The sequence below is a fragment of the Bacillus sp. 007/AIA-02/001 genome, from assembly GCF_004634455.1.
In the GTDB taxonomy this organism is placed as follows: domain Bacteria; phylum Bacillota; class Bacilli; order Bacillales; family Bacillaceae_G; genus Bacillus_A; species Bacillus_A cereus.
Genome location: NZ_SEIY01000003.1, coordinates 214,796 through 232,477 on the forward strand (window position 1 = coordinate 214,796; position 17,682 = coordinate 232,477).

A 17,682-nucleotide genomic window follows, 5' to 3' on the forward strand; every position below is an offset into this window, starting at 1 on the left:
TATATGTTTGTATGTGAATTCGTTCACGCTTATTATATTACAAGATTCGACGTCAGATGACAACCCCTTTTGTCGAATTTCACACTTTTGTCACATTCTAAACGTTTTCATTTTTGAATAAGCTATAAAAAAGGTCATTTAGGGGGTTTATTTATGAAAAAATCTTATATTGCTCTTCTCTTTCTAGCTATCATCGTTTCTTTTTTCTTGTACATCCTCTCTCTACTACAAGCTTTTCCTAAAATTATTGCCTTACCTCTTTTATTCGGAATCATCGTTATCACACTCTCTTATTTCAATTATAAAAAACGATTCAAAGGGTTTTAATTTCAAAAATCAGCCGTAAAGCTATCCTTTCAGTTAGAAAAAACAAAAAAATCCACCTTTCTCTTCAACAAATATCGACATTAAATCTATTCAACAAAAAAGACGAGGATACAATCCCTCGTCTTTTTTCATTACTTTTCTTCAAATAATAATGCTTCTAATTCATTTAATTTCTCTTCAAATACTTGTAGCGCCTCTTTTACTGGTTCAGGAGATGCCATATCTACTCCTGCTTTTTTCAGCACTTCAATTGGATAATCAGAGCTTCCTGCTTTTAAGAACTCGTTAATATAACGTTCTACTGCTGGTTGTCCTTCTTCTAAAATCTGTTTAGATAGAGCTGTCGCTGCACTAAATCCTGTTGCGTATTGATATACGTAATAGTTGTAGTAGAAGTGTGGAATACGAGACCATTCTAAACCAATCTCTTCGTCGATTACTAAAGCGTCACCGAAATATTTCTTATTTAAATCGTAGTAAATTTCCGTTAGCATGTCTGGCGTGACAGCATGTCCTTCTTGTACTTTCTTATGAATAATATGTTCAAACTCTGCAAACATCGTTTGACGGAATACAGTACCACGGAACCCTTCTAAATAATGATTTAATAAATATAGACGCTCTTTCTTATCTTCTGTCGTTTTTAATAAATAATCATTTAGAAGCGCTTCATTACAAGTAGATGCCACTTCTGCTACGAAGATGGAATAATCACCATATACGTGCGGTTGTGTTTTTCTTGTATAGTAACTATGCACCGAATGACCAAACTCATGAGCAAGTGTAAATAAATTATTTACATTATCATGCCAGTTCATTAAAATATACGGATTTGTTCCATATGCACCAGATGAATATGCCCCGCTTCGTTTTCCTTTATTCTCATACACATCTACCCAGCGATTTTCATATGCCTCTTTCAAAATATCAACATATTCATCACCAAGTACGTTTAAAGATTTTAATAAAAGGTCTTGCGCTTCTTCGTATTTCACATTCATTTTCACTTCTGGTACAAGTGGTGTATATAAATCATACATATGAAGCTCATCAAGTCCTAGTGCACGCTTACGAATATCGATGTAACGGTGTAATAAATGTAAGTTGTCATTTACTGTTTCAACGAGTTGATCGTATACTGCTTCCGGAATATTATTATTGCTCAATGCAGCTTGGCGAGCAGAATCATATTTACGAACACGCGCATTGAAATTATTACGTTTTACTGCTCCACTTAACGTACTTGCGAATGTGTTTTTAAATTTTCCGTACGTTTCATATACAGCTTTAAATGCATCTTTGCGAACACGAGGATCATCACTTTCTAAAAACTGAATGTAACGGCCATGTGTAATTTCTATTTCTTCTCCGTCTTCCCCTTTAATAGATGGGAATTTTAAATCCGCGTTATTCAACATACCGAATGTATTGCTTGATGAACTCATTACTTCAGATGCTTCCGCTAATAAAGCTTCCTCAGCTTCTGATAATACGTGCGGGCGTTGACGTGTAATTTCTTCTAATGCATGTTCATATACACTTAAATCTCTATTTTCCTTCAAGAATGTTTGCAGTGTATCTTCTGAAATCGATAAAATTTCAGGAACAATATACGCTGTGCTACTAGATACTTGTGAATATAAATTTGTTGCGCGATCATTTAATGCTTGATATACAGAGTTTGTTGTATCTTGATCGTAACGCATATGAGCATATGTATATAACTTACCTAATCGCATTGAAATTTCATCTTCATATTGCAATGCCTCAAGTAAATTGTCCGCAGAGTCACTAAGTTTCCCTTTAAATTCAGTTAACTTCGGCAATAGCTCTTTAATAGCTTGGAATTCTTTTTCCCATTCTGCATCCGTTTGGAAAATATCTTCTAATCGCCACGTACTTGCTTCTTCAATCTCGTTGCGATCTGGTAATGCTTTCACTTTGTTTTGTTCAGACATTCTTTAAGCCCTCCTTTAAATATCTCTACTTAAGTACAATTCGTTTTTTCTTATGTAATTCCTTCACAATCATTCTTTATTATATCCCCTTTTCCTCCTCTCATGTTAAAATTTGCCTCAAATAAAGATAGCGCATGTATTAAGCAAATCTCATCATGTTTCATAATTTCCTCCTCTGTTTTTAACATCACGACATCCCTTATTTTCCGGTACGTATAAGTTCCCACTTTACACAAAACACCTATATAGCATAAGAATGTCATATATTCAGTAACTGCCACTTTCCATATGTGCTTTGAAAAGTACGGAAGTATCCGCCTTTTCGTATACCTTTTTACATAACTACACACGTATTGAAGAGAAATACACTCTCCCACTGCAAGCTCCCCTATACACTTCATATAGAGGAAAGCTTGCCATATAAATGGGTTTGTTTGTAAAGCAAATGCAGAAGGGAGTGGAACACCAATTTCAGAAGGAAAGCTTGCTGGGGTACATTTAAATTGATATAAGAGGCGTAATAATGACTTATAATTATAATTCCAAATCGGCAGGGCATTTTTGCGGAAGTAGTTCTTTCTCTTCTTCCACTCTTCACCCAATCTTTCTTTCCCGAAAGGAACGGGAGAAAAAAGCATTTCAAAAGTAGTCGTATCAGTTGGTAAATATATAGTATGTGAGAAAAAGACATTTGTAGAAAAGGGAGTGACAAATGCACATTTCATAAATGATTTTTGTTTCGGACAGAAGAAAATAAGAAGTGGCTGAGGATAAGATTGTAAGGAGAAAGCCATAAGTGAGGAAAATTTCATCCAATATGCAGATTGCTTTTTCAATTGATTTCCACCAACGATCCAAATGACCTGTATACCAGCTTGCCAATACGAATATGTTCTTTTGTACAGCTGCTCTATAGCGAGGTTTGCACATTGGTATTCAATTGCAATTTTTCTGCCCGCCCTCTCTACAAAAACATCTGGTCGTTGCTTAATTTCTGGAAGGTAGTACTCTATATCCACCTGAAAGTTTTGACGCTTGAACCATCTATATAACAATTCTTTACCGTGCATATGATACGTTGATTCCGCTTCATAAAAGGCAAGACATGAATTCACTTTTTTATGAGCAAAATGCCAACTTTTTTGTTTCCCTAATTTCATTTGCACTTCCTTCCCACAAGCTACACAAAAGAATCGTTCTTGTTGACGCATACGGCGCAAAAGCTTTTCATTACAATTATAGAGTAAATGAATTTTCTCTCCGTTTTCTCTTTTAGCGATAAATATCGTAATCACACCCTTTCAGCTCCTTATATTCTACAATTTGTTACAAATTCCTTTTAAAAAAGAGATGTCCCAATTTCGGACATCTCTTTTTATAATAAAGGTGATAATAAGCGGTATGTTGATTCAACAATTCGTCTATGAAGACGTCTTTTATGAAAATGATCAACATGAATTTCACTTGATTCTTCTAAATCATCTTTAAAGTCTTGAACAAGTTTTCGAATGCTATCTGTATCATATAAAAAGGCATTTACTTCAAAATTCAAATGAAAACTTCTCATATCCATATTAGCTGTCCCAATTGAAGCTAAATCAGAATCGACGATGACAACTTTACTATGAAGAAAACCTTTTTCATATTCATATATCTTTACACCTGCATCTAAAAGCTCTGGGAAGTAAGATCTCGATGCGTAAAAGACAGTACGCTTATCCGGTTTACTCGGCATTAATAAACGAACATCAATACCAGCAAGTGCAGCAACCTTTAATGCGGATAAAATATCATCATCCGGAATAAAATACGGCGTTGCAATCCAAATGGATTTCCGAGCAGAAGCAATCATGGCAAAATATAAATGCTTAATCGTTTCCCATTTATTATCAGGCCCACCTGCAACAAGCTGCACGCCTCCCCAATGCTCCCCCTCAACTGCTTTCGCTTGTAAATATTCAGGGGCTAGCACAGCCTCACCAGTCATATAAAACCAATCTTGAAGGAAAATAAGCTGCAAACTTTGTACAGCTTCACCACGCAAATATAAATGTGTGTCTCGCCAAAAGCCGAAGTACTTATCCTTCCCTAAATATTCATCACCAATATTTAATCCACCTACAAAGCCTTCATTTCCATCAATAATAACGATTTTTCGATGATTTCGATAATTAATTTTATCGTTTAGAATCGGAAAGCGTACAGGGAAGAACGGAATCATTTCGACTCCTGCATCGTTTAATTCTTCAATATACGATTTTGATAATTTAAAACTTCCAACCGCATCATACAAAAAACGAACGACTACGCCCTCTTTTGATTTTTGTATTAAAATATCTTTAATTTCCGTTCCAAGCTTATCATCACGCACAATGTAATATTCCATATGAATGTGATGTTTCGCTCGTTTTAATCCATCTAAAATGGCCTGAAACGTTTCATCTCCATTTGTTAATGTTCTCGTTTCAGTTTGAAATGAAATATTTAAAGCGCCTAAGCGATCCGCTAAACGAAATAACAGCTCTTGATGCTTATGATTGCGTAAAATCCGTTCTTCGTAATCTTCATGCCCCTTATATTGTAAAAACGCTTGTTCATCGAGCAACGCCTTCTTTTGGAACATTCTCTTCCTCCGAAAGTTCTGTCCGAATAATAAATAAGCGAAGAATCCAAATACCGGAAAAATACCTAACACAATGAGCCATGTAAGTGTTTTTGACGGATGACGGTTCTCTAAGAAAATAACGCAACCAATTAAAAACGCAGATACTGTAAATAAAATACTAATAATACCTAAAACCGAAACATCTTTTATCCCAATCACATCTGAATAAAATGCTACATCAATAAACATACGTAACGAAACAAATAATGCGAACAATAGCAGTATAAAGAAAATCAGCTTTAACGTATTTTTCATCTCTTACCTCCTAACTAAGAAAGCTTTCCTATTCTTCATATAAAAAGCCGATTTCATACTACAGAAATCGGCCTACGTTTTAGCAGGAAAATTATTGCGAATCGTTTCAAGCGCATGCTCTTTCACAATTTGTTTTCCATACTCACTTACACGATGAATTGTTAAAGTTGATTCTTCTCCATATTCTAAAATAATACTTAAAATACGATCGATTTCTTCTTCATCATGTAGCACTTCATCGAATTCCACATATACATAATAGCGGTTCTCAAATGAATACAGCTCATCTTTTATATCTTCAAAGATAAGACGATGACTTAATGAAATGACATCTTCAAAATCATTAAACTTAATTAAAAAGCCAAACGTACCATCTTCATTAAAGTTTGTTCCTGTTTGTTCTTCTACCTCTTCGACTAATTCTTGCTGGAATAATGATTCGATGCCTTCATCTAGAGGAATATCTATAATTTTGTCTACCCCTATCGGTAGTTCCAGCTTTTGCCCGTCCTTTGAAAGCTCTGCTTTCGTGACAAGTACTTCAATCCCTTTATCGACTGCTTGCACTTGAATCCATAACGGCCCATCAATAAAGAAATCGTCATGATCACGAGCTTCGTCCATCATCTCCCAAAAGAGCTCTTCACTTCGTTCGCGATCATACCAAATCTCTTCACGATTAAATCCTCTATCCTCTATATCAATGTACGTAATAAAAAATTTCATCGTATGATCATTAATTCTTTCAATATCCAAAATACAACTCTCCCTTCCTGCTTAGAATTGTTATGAAGGGATTCCCCACTCATATGACAAATCAATAGATTCTTGTACTCTCATTTTATGATAAGATTCTCCAGAATGGAAATAAAATCGATTTATTTTACAAAAATAGTTATATGCCTATCTTTACTCGATAAACTACATAAATATATTATTATAGCGATTTCTTACTTACAAAAAATTTGGACATACATTTCCACATTCCCCCGTACACTGTAATAAAGTGAAACTTCTATTAGAAGAGATTATTTAACAACAACTTTCTTCATCACATACATATAGTTCGCTTATTAAAACATCATAAATGGAGGCAGACGAATGGACTTAGAGTTTTTAACATCCGTACTAATGATTGTCGGTATCGATGTTGTATTAGGTGGTGACAATGCAATCGTCATCGCACTAGCTAGCCGAAATTTACCTGAATCGAAACGAAATAAGGCTATTTTGATCGGTACTCTTTTAGCGATTGTACTAAGAATTGTCCTTACTATACTAGCTGTCTATTTACTCGACATTCCATTTCTACAATTGATTGGCGGGGTTTTACTTACATTAATTGCAGTCAATTTATTAACCGATAATAGCAACGATCTTTCTTCTATTCAAGGAAAAACAACTTTATTTCAAGCTGTGCGGACAATTGTTTTCGCGGATCTCGTTATGGGGTTTGATAATGTTATTGCCATTGCAGGTGCAGCTCACGGGAGATTTTTACTCGTCATAATCGGCTTACTCATTTCTATCCCGATTATTATTTGGGGCAGCAAACTTATTTTAATACTTATGGAACGATTTCCATTCCTCATTTATTGCGGTGCAGCGATTCTTGCCTATACTGCAGGAAAAATGGTTACACATGAAGACAGACTTGCAACCTTTTTTCATAACAATCCAAGTTTCACTGCAAGCATTCCTTATTTGTTCATTTTCACTATTTTATGCATCGGCTTTATTGTACAACAAGTTCGATTACGCAATGTGAAACATTAAAAAAAACCTTCTACTATATAATAGGTAGAAGGTTTTCATATTATTATAATTAATTTACAAGACGTTGTGCTTCACGTAATTGGAACGTTCTTACTGTACGTGGTAAGAAACGACGAATTTCGTCTTCGTTGTAACCAACTTGAAGGCGTTTCTCGTCAATCATAATTGGACGACGTAAAATCCCTGGATAGTCACGAATCATCTTATATAAATCTTGAAGTGGTAAAGATTCTAAGTTTACATTCAATTCTTGGAAAACTTTCGAACGAGTAGAAATAATCTCATCCGTTCCGCTTTCTGTCATACGTAAAATCTCTTTAATTTCCTCAATCGTTAATGGATCTGAGAAAATATTACGTTCTGTATAGGGAATATGATTTTCCTCTAGCCATAATTTCGCCTTTCTACAAGACGTACAGCTTGGAGAACTATATAATGTTACCATACAAAGCTCACTCTCCTTAAAGAGTACAAATTCTGTACTAAATACAGTTTTAATTTCTAACTTCAGCAATTTTTCGTGATAACTTGTCTTATTGAAAAGTACAAAAATCACATTTCATGTAAGCAACAACTTATAATAAACAACAATTACTTTTAATAAGTAACTTCTATAATCATTATACAATAGATTTTGCAAGAAATATACAGTAAATTTCCTGCTAGTTGAGAAAACTCTCCCGTGTATTTCACTGCTATGTAACATGATTACGCTCATTTCAGCTGTACTTTAACAATAACTTTCAACCCTTTTACTACTCACTTCCCATAGATTTTTCATATAATATATAGTTATTTATCTATAATCTTCCCTATGAAAAAGAGAACGTTTTCTTACTTTTTCTTGATAAATCAATTAAGAAATGTAAGACTATACAAATGAGAATAAAAAGGAACATTTGTTCTTATTTTAACAAATATCCTCCCTCCTGTCTACATGATTTCTAAAGTAAATTAAATATTTTTCTGACATTTCTTTCTTTTTCATTTTTTATCTCATACAATAAACATACAGACAGGCAAAGGGGGAGTTTTCAAATGATTGCTTTTTTTATTGATTTTATTACGGTTGCTGCCCTCATCATCGGAATAACAGCATTGATTGGTGTCATTACAAATAGCATCGGCGAAAAGCTCTTTGGTGGAAAAGAAAAAATGAAGTTTGTTAACAAAAGTTTGGATGTACAATCTGGCTGGAACCAAGTTGGCGGAAAAGGCATTTATAAGAAACGAACGTATTAAAAAAAGCAGGTGATCACCTGCTTTTTTTCTTATTTCTCTACTGACGCCCATTTAAAGCTTAAATCGCCGCCATATTTATGGTTATACATATTTTTAATTGAATCTCTTTGTAAATATGCTCTACCACGTTGATATACTGGAACGATCGCAGCATCATCAAGTAACATTTTTTCTGCTTCTAATAAGTTCTTCCAACGAGCATTTACATCGCTTCCATCTTTTTTCGCCTTCATAATGATTTCATCGTATTTTGGATTAGAGTACTTCATCTTATTTTGTGACCCATCTGTTACAAACATATCAAGATATGTAATTGGATCTGGGAAGTCCGCACTCCATCCAGAGAATGACATGACATAATCGCCCGCATCTTCTAATTTTAGTTTTTGTGCGAATGGTTGTTGTTTAATTTTTACTGTTAAACCTGGTAAATTCTTTTCTAATTCACCTTTTAAATATTCACCAGTTTTCTTTGATAACTCTACATCTTCATTTAATAATTCTAATTCGATTTCATTTTTACCAAGTTCTTTTTTACCAGCTTCCCAATATTTCTTCGCTTCTTTCACGTTTGGTTTTACAATATCCCCGTTTACAGCACGGAAATCTTTTTTATCTGGTCCTTTAATGAAGTTATCAGGAATTAATCCTGTCGCTGGCTTAGAACCGTTATTTAATAATGTATCCACGAATGGCTTACGGTCAAAAGCAAGTGAAATTGCTTTACGAATATTTTTATTTGCTAAAGCTGGATCTTTTTGATTTAAACGAAGGAAGAATACAGATGTATCTTCTACTGTTTGGAAATCTGGTTTTCCTTTATATTTATCAATAAACTCCGCTAATAACGACGCTCGATCAATTGCATTTGTTTCATATAAGTTAATTGGCGTAGATGTATCTTTTACAATATTAAAGTTTACTTCTTCAATCTTCACTTCTTTATTGTCCCAATATGACGCGCTCTTTGTCATTTTAAAGCTACGTTCATGTTGCCAATCACTTAATGTAAATGGCCCGTTATAAAGCGTTGTATTCGCTTCCAAACCAAACTTCGTACCTTGCTCTTTCACAAACTTTTCATTCACAGGATAGAAGATTGGATATACCATTAAATCTACAAGGTATGGAATTGAATTATCTAATTCCACTTCTAATGTATAATCATCAATCGCCTTTACCCCTAATTGATCCGGACTCATCTCTTTTTTATTAATTTTCTCTGCATTTTTTATATCATACATAATGTACGCTGATTTCGCAGCTGTATCTGGGTTAATCGCTCTTTGCCATGCATATACGAAATCTTTTGCCGTCACAGGCTCACCATTTGACCATTTTGCGTCTTCACGTAATTTAAATGTATATTTTTTACCATCTTCTGATTTTTTGAATTCCTTCGCTACACCAGGAACTAGCTTATCATCTTTTCCTAAACTGTATAAGCCTTCCATCGTATTAGTCATTACTCTTGAAGAAACTGCATCAGCTGATAACGCTGGATCCATCGTTGGAATTTCTTGTGTTTCAATTAAGTTAATAACTTGCTTCGCGCCGCTTTTTCCGCTATCCCCTTTAGCGTTTGCTTGCGATTCATCTTTTTGATAGCTACATGCCCCTAACATCATGCTCATCGCTACTGTTGATGCTACAAAAACTGGTATCTTTTTTTTCATACTTCCACCCTCCAAAAAAATGTTAACCCTTTCATTTTCAAACAAAAAGAAATATATATATGTTCTAATAATTCATATTATACACACAAATATATTTTTTGTATATTTATATTTCTATTTCATTAAAATTTTTCGTTAAAAAATATACCTTTGTAAACGTTTCATATTGCTGATTATTCATACTAAAGTGTTAAAAATAATATTTTTTATACTTTTCTAAATTATCAGAGAAAAATGAATTTTATATCTCATAATATTTTATGTATAATTATCCTTTTGTTTTTATCATAAAATAGCACTCTCTTCATAATAAAAATATGTAGGCTAAAATGAGTGCAAAGGTTAAGAAAGTATGTTACGATACATTTTGCTAAAAATAGATATCGGTAAAGAGGGGACGGACATGGCAGCAATTCAGGCAAAAAACGGGCCTACTGAGAAATTAAGTTTATTCTTATTAACATGGCCTATTTTTCTAGAAGTTTTTCTTTTTATGTTAATGGGGATCGCTGATACTTTCATGTTAAGTGCATTATCAGACGATGCTGTATCTGGGGTTGGTGCAGCGAATCAATATCTTCATATTGCGATTTTGGTATTAGAAGTCATCGGGAACGGCGCTGCTATCGTTGTATCTCAATACCTCGGTTCCAAACGCTTTATGGAAGCATCTAAAATATCAGCATTAGCCGTCACATTAAATTTAATAGTTGGGCTCGTTATAAGCGCTGGTTTTCTTTTATTTTCGAAACATATGATGCTCGCAATGAACTTACAAGGCGATGTGCTAACGTATGCGCAAAACTACTTATCTATCGTCGGAGGAGCCATCTTCCTACAAGCTATTATTAACTCATTAGCCGCAATTATCCGTGTACACGGTTTTACAAAGCAAGCGATGTTTATTTCACTCGGAATGAATATGATTCATATCGCTGGAAACTACGTACTCATTTTCGGGAAATTTGGTTTCCCTGAGCTCGGTGTACAAGGGGCTGCAATTTCTTCCGCTATCAGTCGATTGATCGCACTTATTGTTTTCTTCTGGTTACTATACCGCGTTATGGAATATCGTGTGAAATTACAATATTACTTCACTTTATCCAAAGAATACATTGGGAAAATTTTAAAAATTGGCATTCCATCTGCATTTGAACAAGTGATGTATCAAGCTTGTCAAATCGTCTTCCTTTATTACGCAACGTACTTAGGAACGGAATCATTAGCTGCTAGACAATACGCTACTAACATTTCCATGTCCACTTATTTATTTGCAATTGCAATTGGTATGGGAACAGCCATTATTATTGGCCGCCTCGTTGGTGGTGGCGAAAAAGATGAAGCATACGAACGCTTGTGGAAAAGTGTAAAATGGGCAATTGGTGTAACTTTATGTATGGTCGCTCTCGTTATTACATTCCGTACACAATTAATGGGACTGTTTACAGATAATCCGCACATTATCGGGTTAGGCGCAAGTGTTCTTTTACTAAGTGTACTACTTGAAACGGGACGTACGATGAACATCGTCATCATTAATTCGCTTCGTGCAGCTGGTGATGCAAAATATCCTGTTTTAATCGGTGCATTCTCTATGGTGTTAATGAGTTTACCACTAGGTTACTTTTTCGCCTTTCATTTAGATATGGGGCTCGTTGGTATTTGGCTAGCAATCGCCATCGACGAATGGACACGTGCCATTATTATGTTCTTCCGCTGGAAAAGTAGAGCATGGGAGCGTTATGCGCTTGTTAAACCTGAAGAACAAGAGGAGAATGTTTCTGTTCAAGTGCAGTAATTTTGCATATGGATATCACTAATGATACATGAGATTTATATCGGCGATTCTTTAAATATATCGACTGACCGACAAATGTATACAATTCTTTTATATAGTAGAAAAAGAGCCATCCTTCCATAACAGAAGAATGGCTCTTTTTCTTATTGATAAATCTCTTTATATTTCTTGTACTCCGCTTCCGAACATAGTACGAAATGTCCTGGGCGAATTTCACGCATTGTTGGTGCTTCACTACCATAATTATGCTGTGATGGATCATATACGATACGTTTACGATTGCGCTCATAATCTGGATCTGGAAGTGGAATCGCTGATAATAGTGATTTCGTATATGGATGAATTGGATTCGCATATAATTCATCACTTGTTGTTAACTCAACGATTTGGCCACGATACATTACACCAATACGGTCACTAATGTATTTTACCATTGATAAATCATGGGCGATGAATAAGTATGTTAAACCTTTTTCTTTTTGTAGCTTTTTCAGTAAGTTTACAACTTGCGCCTGAATCGATACGTCAAGTGCTGAGATCGGCTCATCGGCAATGATAAATTCTGGGTCTACAGCAAGCGCTCGAGCGATACCGATACGCTGACGTTGTCCACCTGAGAATTCGTGTGGGAAACGGTTTGCGTGCTCTTTATTTAAACCAACTGTGTTTAATAGTTCATGAACACGGTCCATGCGCTCTTTTTTACTTTTCGCTAGTCCGTGAATATCGATACCTTCTGCAATAATATCCCCTACTGTCATACGAGGGTTTAATGATGCATATGGATCTTGGAAAATCATTTGCATTTTACGGTTGAATTTCTTCAGCTCTGCGCGTGATTTTTTACCATGTACATTTTCACCATCGAATAACACTTCACCAGCAGTTGCATCATATAAACGAATAATCGTTCTTCCAGTTGTCGATTTACCACAACCTGATTCTCCTACAAGACCAAATGTTTCTCCGCGGTAAATATCAAATGAAATATCATTAACCGCTTTGACAACACCACCACTCACGTCGAAGTGCTGCTTTACATTTTTTACTTCAATTAATTTCTCACGTTGTTTAGTCATGTTGTTCACCTGCTTTCATTTGAAGAATGCGTTTTTCAACGACTGCCGGCGGTTTTACTTCTGGAGCTTGCTCGTGAAGTAACCAAGTTGCCGCATAGTGCGTATCACTTACTTTAAATAAAGGTGGGTCCATTTCAAAATCAATTTTCAGTGCCTGTGGGTTACGTGGTGCAAAAGCATCTCCCTTTGGCGGCTTCAATAAATCTGGAGGTGTTCCAGGGATTGCATATAACTCTTCTTCTGAACCATCTAAACTTGGCATAGATGCGATTAAACCCCAAGTATATGGATGTTTCGGATTGTAGAAAATTTCATCTACAGTTCCAATTTCAACAACTTTACCAGCGTACATAACTGCCACTCGGTCCGCAACGTTTGCTACTACACCTAAGTCATGCGTAATGAAAATGATTGCTGCTTCTGTTTTTTGCTGAATGTCTTTCATAAGTTCTAAAATTTGCGCCTGAATCGTAACGTCTAGCGCTGTTGTCGGCTCATCGGCAATTAATAATTTCGGGTTACAAGCTAACGCCATCGCAATAACTACACGCTGTCTCATACCACCTGAGAATTGGTGAGGATATTGTTTTAAACGAGCTTCTGGATTTGGAATACCTACAAGGTCAATTAACTCTAAAGCAACTTTACGTGCATCTGCTTTACTCATCCCTTGGTGTTTAATTAGACCTTCCATAATTTGATTTCCAATTGTCATCGTTGGGTTTAATGATGTCATTGGATCTTGGAAAATCATCGCAATATCTTTACCGCGTACTTGCTGCATTTCTTTTTCTGTTAATTTTGTTAAGTCACGACCTTCAAATACGATTTCACCATTTTTAATGCGTCCAGGAGGATTCGGAATTAATCCCATTAACGCTTTAGAAGTAACTGATTTCCCTGAACCAGATTCTCCTACAATCGCCAATGTTTCTCCTTTTTTCAAATCAAAAGTAACGCCGCGTACAGCTTGTACTTCACCTGCATGTGTATCAAAGGAGACTTGTAAATCTTTTACCTCTAACAATGTTTTCATCTTTGCCTCTCCCCTCTTTTACTTACGCATTTTTGGATCTAACGCGTCGCGTAATCCGTCTGCCATTAAGTTAAACGCTAAAATTAATATACTGATGACAACCGCAGGGATGAACATCATATGCGGATACGTTTGAATAGATTTATAACCATCATTTACAAGAGAACCTAGTGACGCAAATGGTGGCTGAATTCCTAAACCGATGAAACTTAAGAACGCTTCACCAAACACCGCTGATGGAATTGTAAACATCGTCATTACGATAATAGGTCCCATTACGTTTGGAATTAAATGTTTCACAATTAATTGTGTATTTGTTGCACCTAATGTACGAGATGCTAATACATATTCTTGGTTTTTTAACTTTAAGATTTGTCCACGAACAATACGCGACATCCCTATCCAACCTGTAATCGCCATCGCAAGTGTAATTGACCAAATACCAGATCCCATAATGATTACCATTAAAATAACGATGATTAAGTATGGAATACCGTTAATAATCTCCATAATACGTTGCATAATGTTATCTACTCTACCGCCGTAGAATGCTGAAATACCTCCGTATGCAACCCCAATTACTAAGTCAATTGCTGCCGCTAAAAGAGCGATATATAATGATACGCGTGTACCTTCCCATGTTCTTGTCCATAAGTCACGGCCAAGGTCATCTGTACCAAACCAGAAGTACTCTTTAATATCACGTTTTTCATATTGGTCAACACCATATTGATCTGTACCGTCAAATGGTAACCAATGAACATTTTCAATAACTGGAATTTTTGGTGGTAATTTCGCACGACCTAAATCTTGCTCTTTATACGAGTGTTTACTTACCATCGGTCCAAAAATCGCTAATAGCGCAATGATAACTAACAATACAAGGCCAAGCATCGCACCTTTATGTTGGAATAAACGTCTTCTTACATCTTGCCAAAACGTTAAGCTTGGACGGGCAATGACTTCATTATCAACATTATTTTGATTGGCTTGTTGAAATAAATCTGGAGATAATTTTTGTACATCTTTCATCATTTTTTCCCTCCCGCTAAACGAATACGAGGATCAATAATTCCGTATAAAATATCGACAATGAAAATAACTAAAATGAAGATCGCACTATAGAAAATCGTAGTTCCCATAATAACTGTATAGTCATTTAAAGTAATCGATTTAACGAATTGTTCCCCAAGTCCTGGTACAGCATAAATTTGCTCGATAACAAGTGTTCCTGTAATTAATGCCGCAACCATTGGTCCTAAAATTGTTACAACTGGAATTAACGCGTTACGAAGTGCATGTTTGACAATGATAACGCCTTGGCTAATTCCTTTCGCTTTCGCTGTTAAAATGTAATCGGCTTGCATAACTTCAATTAATTCTGCACGAGAGAAACGTGCGATTGTTGCGATAACTCCCATCGATAATGCAATTGTAGGCATTACAGTAAACTCTGGTCCTTTCCAGAATGCTACTGGGAACCAGCCAAGTTTTACCCCTACGAAATATTGCAGTAATGCGGCGAATACGAATGATGGTACCGACATTCCGAGTACCGAAATAACTGTTGCACTATAATCTACCCACGTATTATTACGAAGTGCGGCAACAATACCTAAAATTAAACCGATAAATGTTCCTAATATAATCGCTTGTAAACCTAATTGGGCTGATGGTCCAATACGATCCACAATCATGTCTGTTACTGGGCGGTTATCATATTGGAATGATACCCCTAAATCACCTTTTGCTAAGTTACCTAAGTAACGTGCATATTGAACTGGTACCGGATCATTCAATCCGTATTTTTCAAGAATGATTTCTTTTTGTGCCGGTGATAGCTTCTCCTGGTTTTTAAGCGGAGAACCCGGAAGTAATTTCATCAAAAAGAAAGTCATTGTAGTAATTAAAAATAATGTCAAAGCCATGTACACGAAACGTTTTAATACATAACGTCCCATAGTCAAGCACCTCCCCGTTTTTCTCAAAAGCAATAAGATAGTTTAAAATATTCTTACTTTTATTTTTTTAAAATAAGAGCATATGCCCATCATAGGCATATACCCTTGTAAACGATGGAAAAAAAAGATTATTTTTGTTCAACAGATGCCCATTTGTAAGTTAATTTACCACCATAGTTAATTGGGATAATATCTTTTACGGCACCTTTTACTACATACGCTGAACCTTTTTGGAAGATTGGAGTGATAACTGCATCCTCTTTAATTAACATCTTCTCTACTTCTAGAAGGTTGTCCCAGCGAGCTTGTAAATCTTTTGTATCTGTTTTAGCTTTTAGGATTAACTCATCATATTTCTGATTAGAATACCCTGTTTTATTTTGAGAACCATTCGTAACAAACATATCTAAATATGAGATTGGATCTGGGAAATCTGGTCCCCAAATACCAAACGCAATATCATATTGCTGAGAATCTTCTAATTTATTTTTTTGTGCGAATGGTTGCTGTTTAATTTTAATTGATAAACCTGGTAAGTTCTTTTCCATCTCACCTTTTAAGAATTCCCCAACTTTTTTAGCATCTTCATTATCAAAGTTTAAGAATTCTAGTTCGATTTTATCAGTTCCAAGCTCTTTCTTCGCTGTTTCCCAAAGCTTTTTTGCTTCTTTTGGATTTGTTTCAACTAGCTTTCCATTTTCAGCTCGGAAATCTTTTTTATTTGGACCTTCAGCGAAATCTTTTCCAACAAATCCGTAAGCTCCAATTGCGCCGTTATTTAAAATAACTTTTGCAATGTTATCACGGTCAAAGGACATTGAAATTGCTTTTCTTAAGTTTTTATTACTTAAGTACTGATTACTTTGATTAAATCTTAAGTAAGCAACCCCTGCCTCTTTTCTTGTTTGGAACTCTGGGCTTTTTCTAAACTTATCAACAAATTCAGACGTTAAAGCCGCCCGATCAATCGCGTTTGTCTCATATAAATTTACATCAGTTGCTGTATTTTTTACAATATTAAAGTTGATTTCTTCGATTTTAACCGTTTTATTATCCCAATATGAAGGATTCTTCTTGAATTGGAAACTTTGTTCATGTTTCCAATCACTCATAACGAATGGACCGTTATATAATGTTGTATTTGCCTCTAAACCAAATTTATCACCTTGTGCTTTTACAAAGTTTTCATTTAGTGGGTAAAATACTGGATAAACTGTTAAATCGATAAAGTAAGGAACGGGATTGTCTAATTCTACTTCTAATGTATAATCATCAATCGCTTTTACACCTAATTGGTCAGCAGGTAATTCTTTTTTATGAATTTTCTCTGCATTTTTAATATCGAACATAATGTATGAATACGTTGCTTTTGTATCTGGATTTACTGCTCTTTTCCATGAATACACAAAGTCTTTAGCTGTTACAGGTTCCCCATTCGACCATTTCGCATCTTTTCTTAATTTAAATATGTATTTCTTCCCATCATCTAGCTTTTCGACATCTTCTGCAACTCCAGGCATTCTCTTTTGATCTTTGCCAATACGATATAAACCTTCCATCGTATTATTTAATGCTGTAGAAGATGAAGAATCAGATGCTAATGATGCATCCATTGACGGAATTTCAGATAACTCTGTTAAATTAAGAATCTGTTTTCCGTTACTACTACTCGTAGCGTTCTCTTTCCCTTTTGCTTTTGCGTCATCTTTTTGGTAGCTACACGCACTAAGCAACATACTTGCAGTTAAAGTTGATGCAAGTAATAACGGTATCTTTTTCTTCATGTTGTGTTGCCTCCCCTAATTGCACTTCCTGTACCCTCACTTGTTAAAAAGTAGAATTGAAAGAATAATCTCCAAGTTTCTACAATTTTCATTATACATATAATATAACAATTGTGAATATAGTT

15 protein-coding genes are annotated in these 17,682 nt (G+C 35.2%); 4 read left to right on the forward strand and 11 right to left on the reverse strand.

Annotated features, from left to right (window positions below; all coding sequences use genetic code 11):
• Positions 1-153 precede the first annotated feature (153 nt).
• A complete protein-coding gene (locus ES895_RS29220; RefSeq protein WP_098279294.1) occupies positions 154-327 on the forward strand; it encodes a hypothetical protein in 174 nt (57 codons plus the stop codon).
• Positions 328-458: 131 nt separating this feature from the next.
• On the opposite strand, the gene pepF is transcribed toward ES895_RS29220, so the two are convergent.
• The 4 genes from pepF to mecA all read right to left on the reverse strand — a co-directional run bounded on the left by pepF (position 459) and on the right by mecA (position 5,961).
• Entirely contained in the window at positions 459-2,285 is a 1,827-nt protein-coding gene (gene pepF / locus ES895_RS10370) for an oligoendopeptidase F (protein WP_000003366.1), read from the reverse strand.
• A 50-nt stretch (positions 2,286-2,335) separates the two neighbouring features.
• Positions 2,336-3,580, reverse strand: a complete 1,245-nt coding sequence (locus tag ES895_RS10375; RefSeq protein WP_000628332.1) for a competence protein CoiA — start codon at positions 3,578-3,580, stop codon at positions 2,336-2,338.
• A gap of 80 nt (positions 3,581-3,660) precedes the next feature.
• A complete protein-coding gene (locus ES895_RS10380) occupies positions 3,661-5,205 on the reverse strand; it encodes a cardiolipin synthase (protein ID WP_000799198.1) in 1,545 nt (514 codons plus the stop codon).
• A 72-nt stretch (positions 5,206-5,277) separates the two neighbouring features.
• Positions 5,278-5,961 (reverse strand): adaptor protein MecA, encoded by a 684-nt coding sequence (gene mecA, locus ES895_RS10385; RefSeq protein WP_000350716.1) that lies wholly within the window; start codon positions 5,959-5,961, stop codon positions 5,278-5,280.
• Between the two features lie 345 nt (positions 5,962-6,306).
• On the opposite strand from mecA, the gene ES895_RS10390 reads away from it, so the two are divergent.
• Complete coding sequence (locus ES895_RS10390) at positions 6,307-6,981, forward strand: TerC family protein (RefSeq protein WP_000362615.1); 675 nt, start codon at positions 6,307-6,309, stop codon at positions 6,979-6,981.
• Between the two features lie 49 nt (positions 6,982-7,030).
• Here ES895_RS10390 and spx read toward each other — a convergent pair whose 3' ends face one another.
• A complete protein-coding gene (gene spx, locus ES895_RS10395; RefSeq protein ID WP_000258267.1) occupies positions 7,031-7,426 on the reverse strand; it encodes a transcriptional regulator Spx in 396 nt (131 codons plus the stop codon).
• A gap of 593 nt (positions 7,427-8,019) precedes the next feature.
• On the opposite strand from spx, the gene ES895_RS10400 reads away from it, so the two are divergent.
• The gene (locus ES895_RS10400; protein ID WP_000559971.1) at positions 8,020-8,223 is read left to right on the forward strand and encodes a hypothetical protein; all 204 of its coding nucleotides are present in this window, start codon (positions 8,020-8,022) and stop codon (positions 8,221-8,223) included.
• Between the two features lie 29 nt (positions 8,224-8,252).
• Here the strand turns inward: ES895_RS10400 and ES895_RS10405 are convergent, their stop codons facing one another.
• Positions 8,253-9,899, reverse strand: coding sequence for a peptide ABC transporter substrate-binding protein (locus ES895_RS10405; protein ID WP_000727250.1), 1,647 nt, complete (start codon positions 9,897-9,899; stop codon positions 8,253-8,255).
• Positions 9,900-10,251: 352 nt separating this feature from the next.
• Between ES895_RS10405 and ES895_RS10410 the strand changes: the two genes are divergently transcribed.
• Complete coding sequence (locus ES895_RS10410) at positions 10,252-11,697, forward strand: MATE family efflux transporter (protein ID WP_135238333.1); 1,446 nt, start codon at positions 10,252-10,254, stop codon at positions 11,695-11,697.
• 143 nt (positions 11,698-11,840) lie between these two features.
• On the opposite strand, the gene ES895_RS10415 is transcribed toward ES895_RS10410, so the two are convergent.
• The 5 genes from ES895_RS10415 to ES895_RS10435 form a co-directional block, all read right to left on the reverse strand.
• Positions 11,841-12,776: an ABC transporter ATP-binding protein gene (locus ES895_RS10415; protein ID WP_000166348.1), complete on the reverse strand. Its 936-nt coding sequence runs from the start codon at positions 12,774-12,776 to the stop codon at positions 11,841-11,843.
• A complete protein-coding gene (locus ES895_RS10420; RefSeq protein ID WP_000854346.1) occupies positions 12,769-13,812 on the reverse strand; it encodes an ABC transporter ATP-binding protein in 1,044 nt (347 codons plus the stop codon). The genes ES895_RS10415 and ES895_RS10420 overlap by 8 nt, the downstream gene beginning before the upstream one ends.
• Positions 13,813-13,830: 18 nt before the next feature.
• A complete protein-coding gene (opp3C, locus tag ES895_RS10425) occupies positions 13,831-14,847 on the reverse strand; it encodes an oligopeptide ABC transporter permease (protein WP_000974106.1) in 1,017 nt (338 codons plus the stop codon).
• Positions 14,844-15,773: an oligopeptide ABC transporter permease gene (gene opp3b / locus ES895_RS10430; protein WP_000534172.1), complete on the reverse strand. Its 930-nt coding sequence runs from the start codon at positions 15,771-15,773 to the stop codon at positions 14,844-14,846. The genes opp3C and opp3b overlap by 4 nt, the downstream gene beginning before the upstream one ends.
• 128 nt (positions 15,774-15,901) lie before the next feature.
• Positions 15,902-17,557: a peptide ABC transporter substrate-binding protein gene (locus ES895_RS10435; protein WP_000727217.1), complete on the reverse strand. Its 1,656-nt coding sequence runs from the start codon at positions 17,555-17,557 to the stop codon at positions 15,902-15,904.
• Positions 17,558-17,682 lie beyond the last annotated feature (125 nt).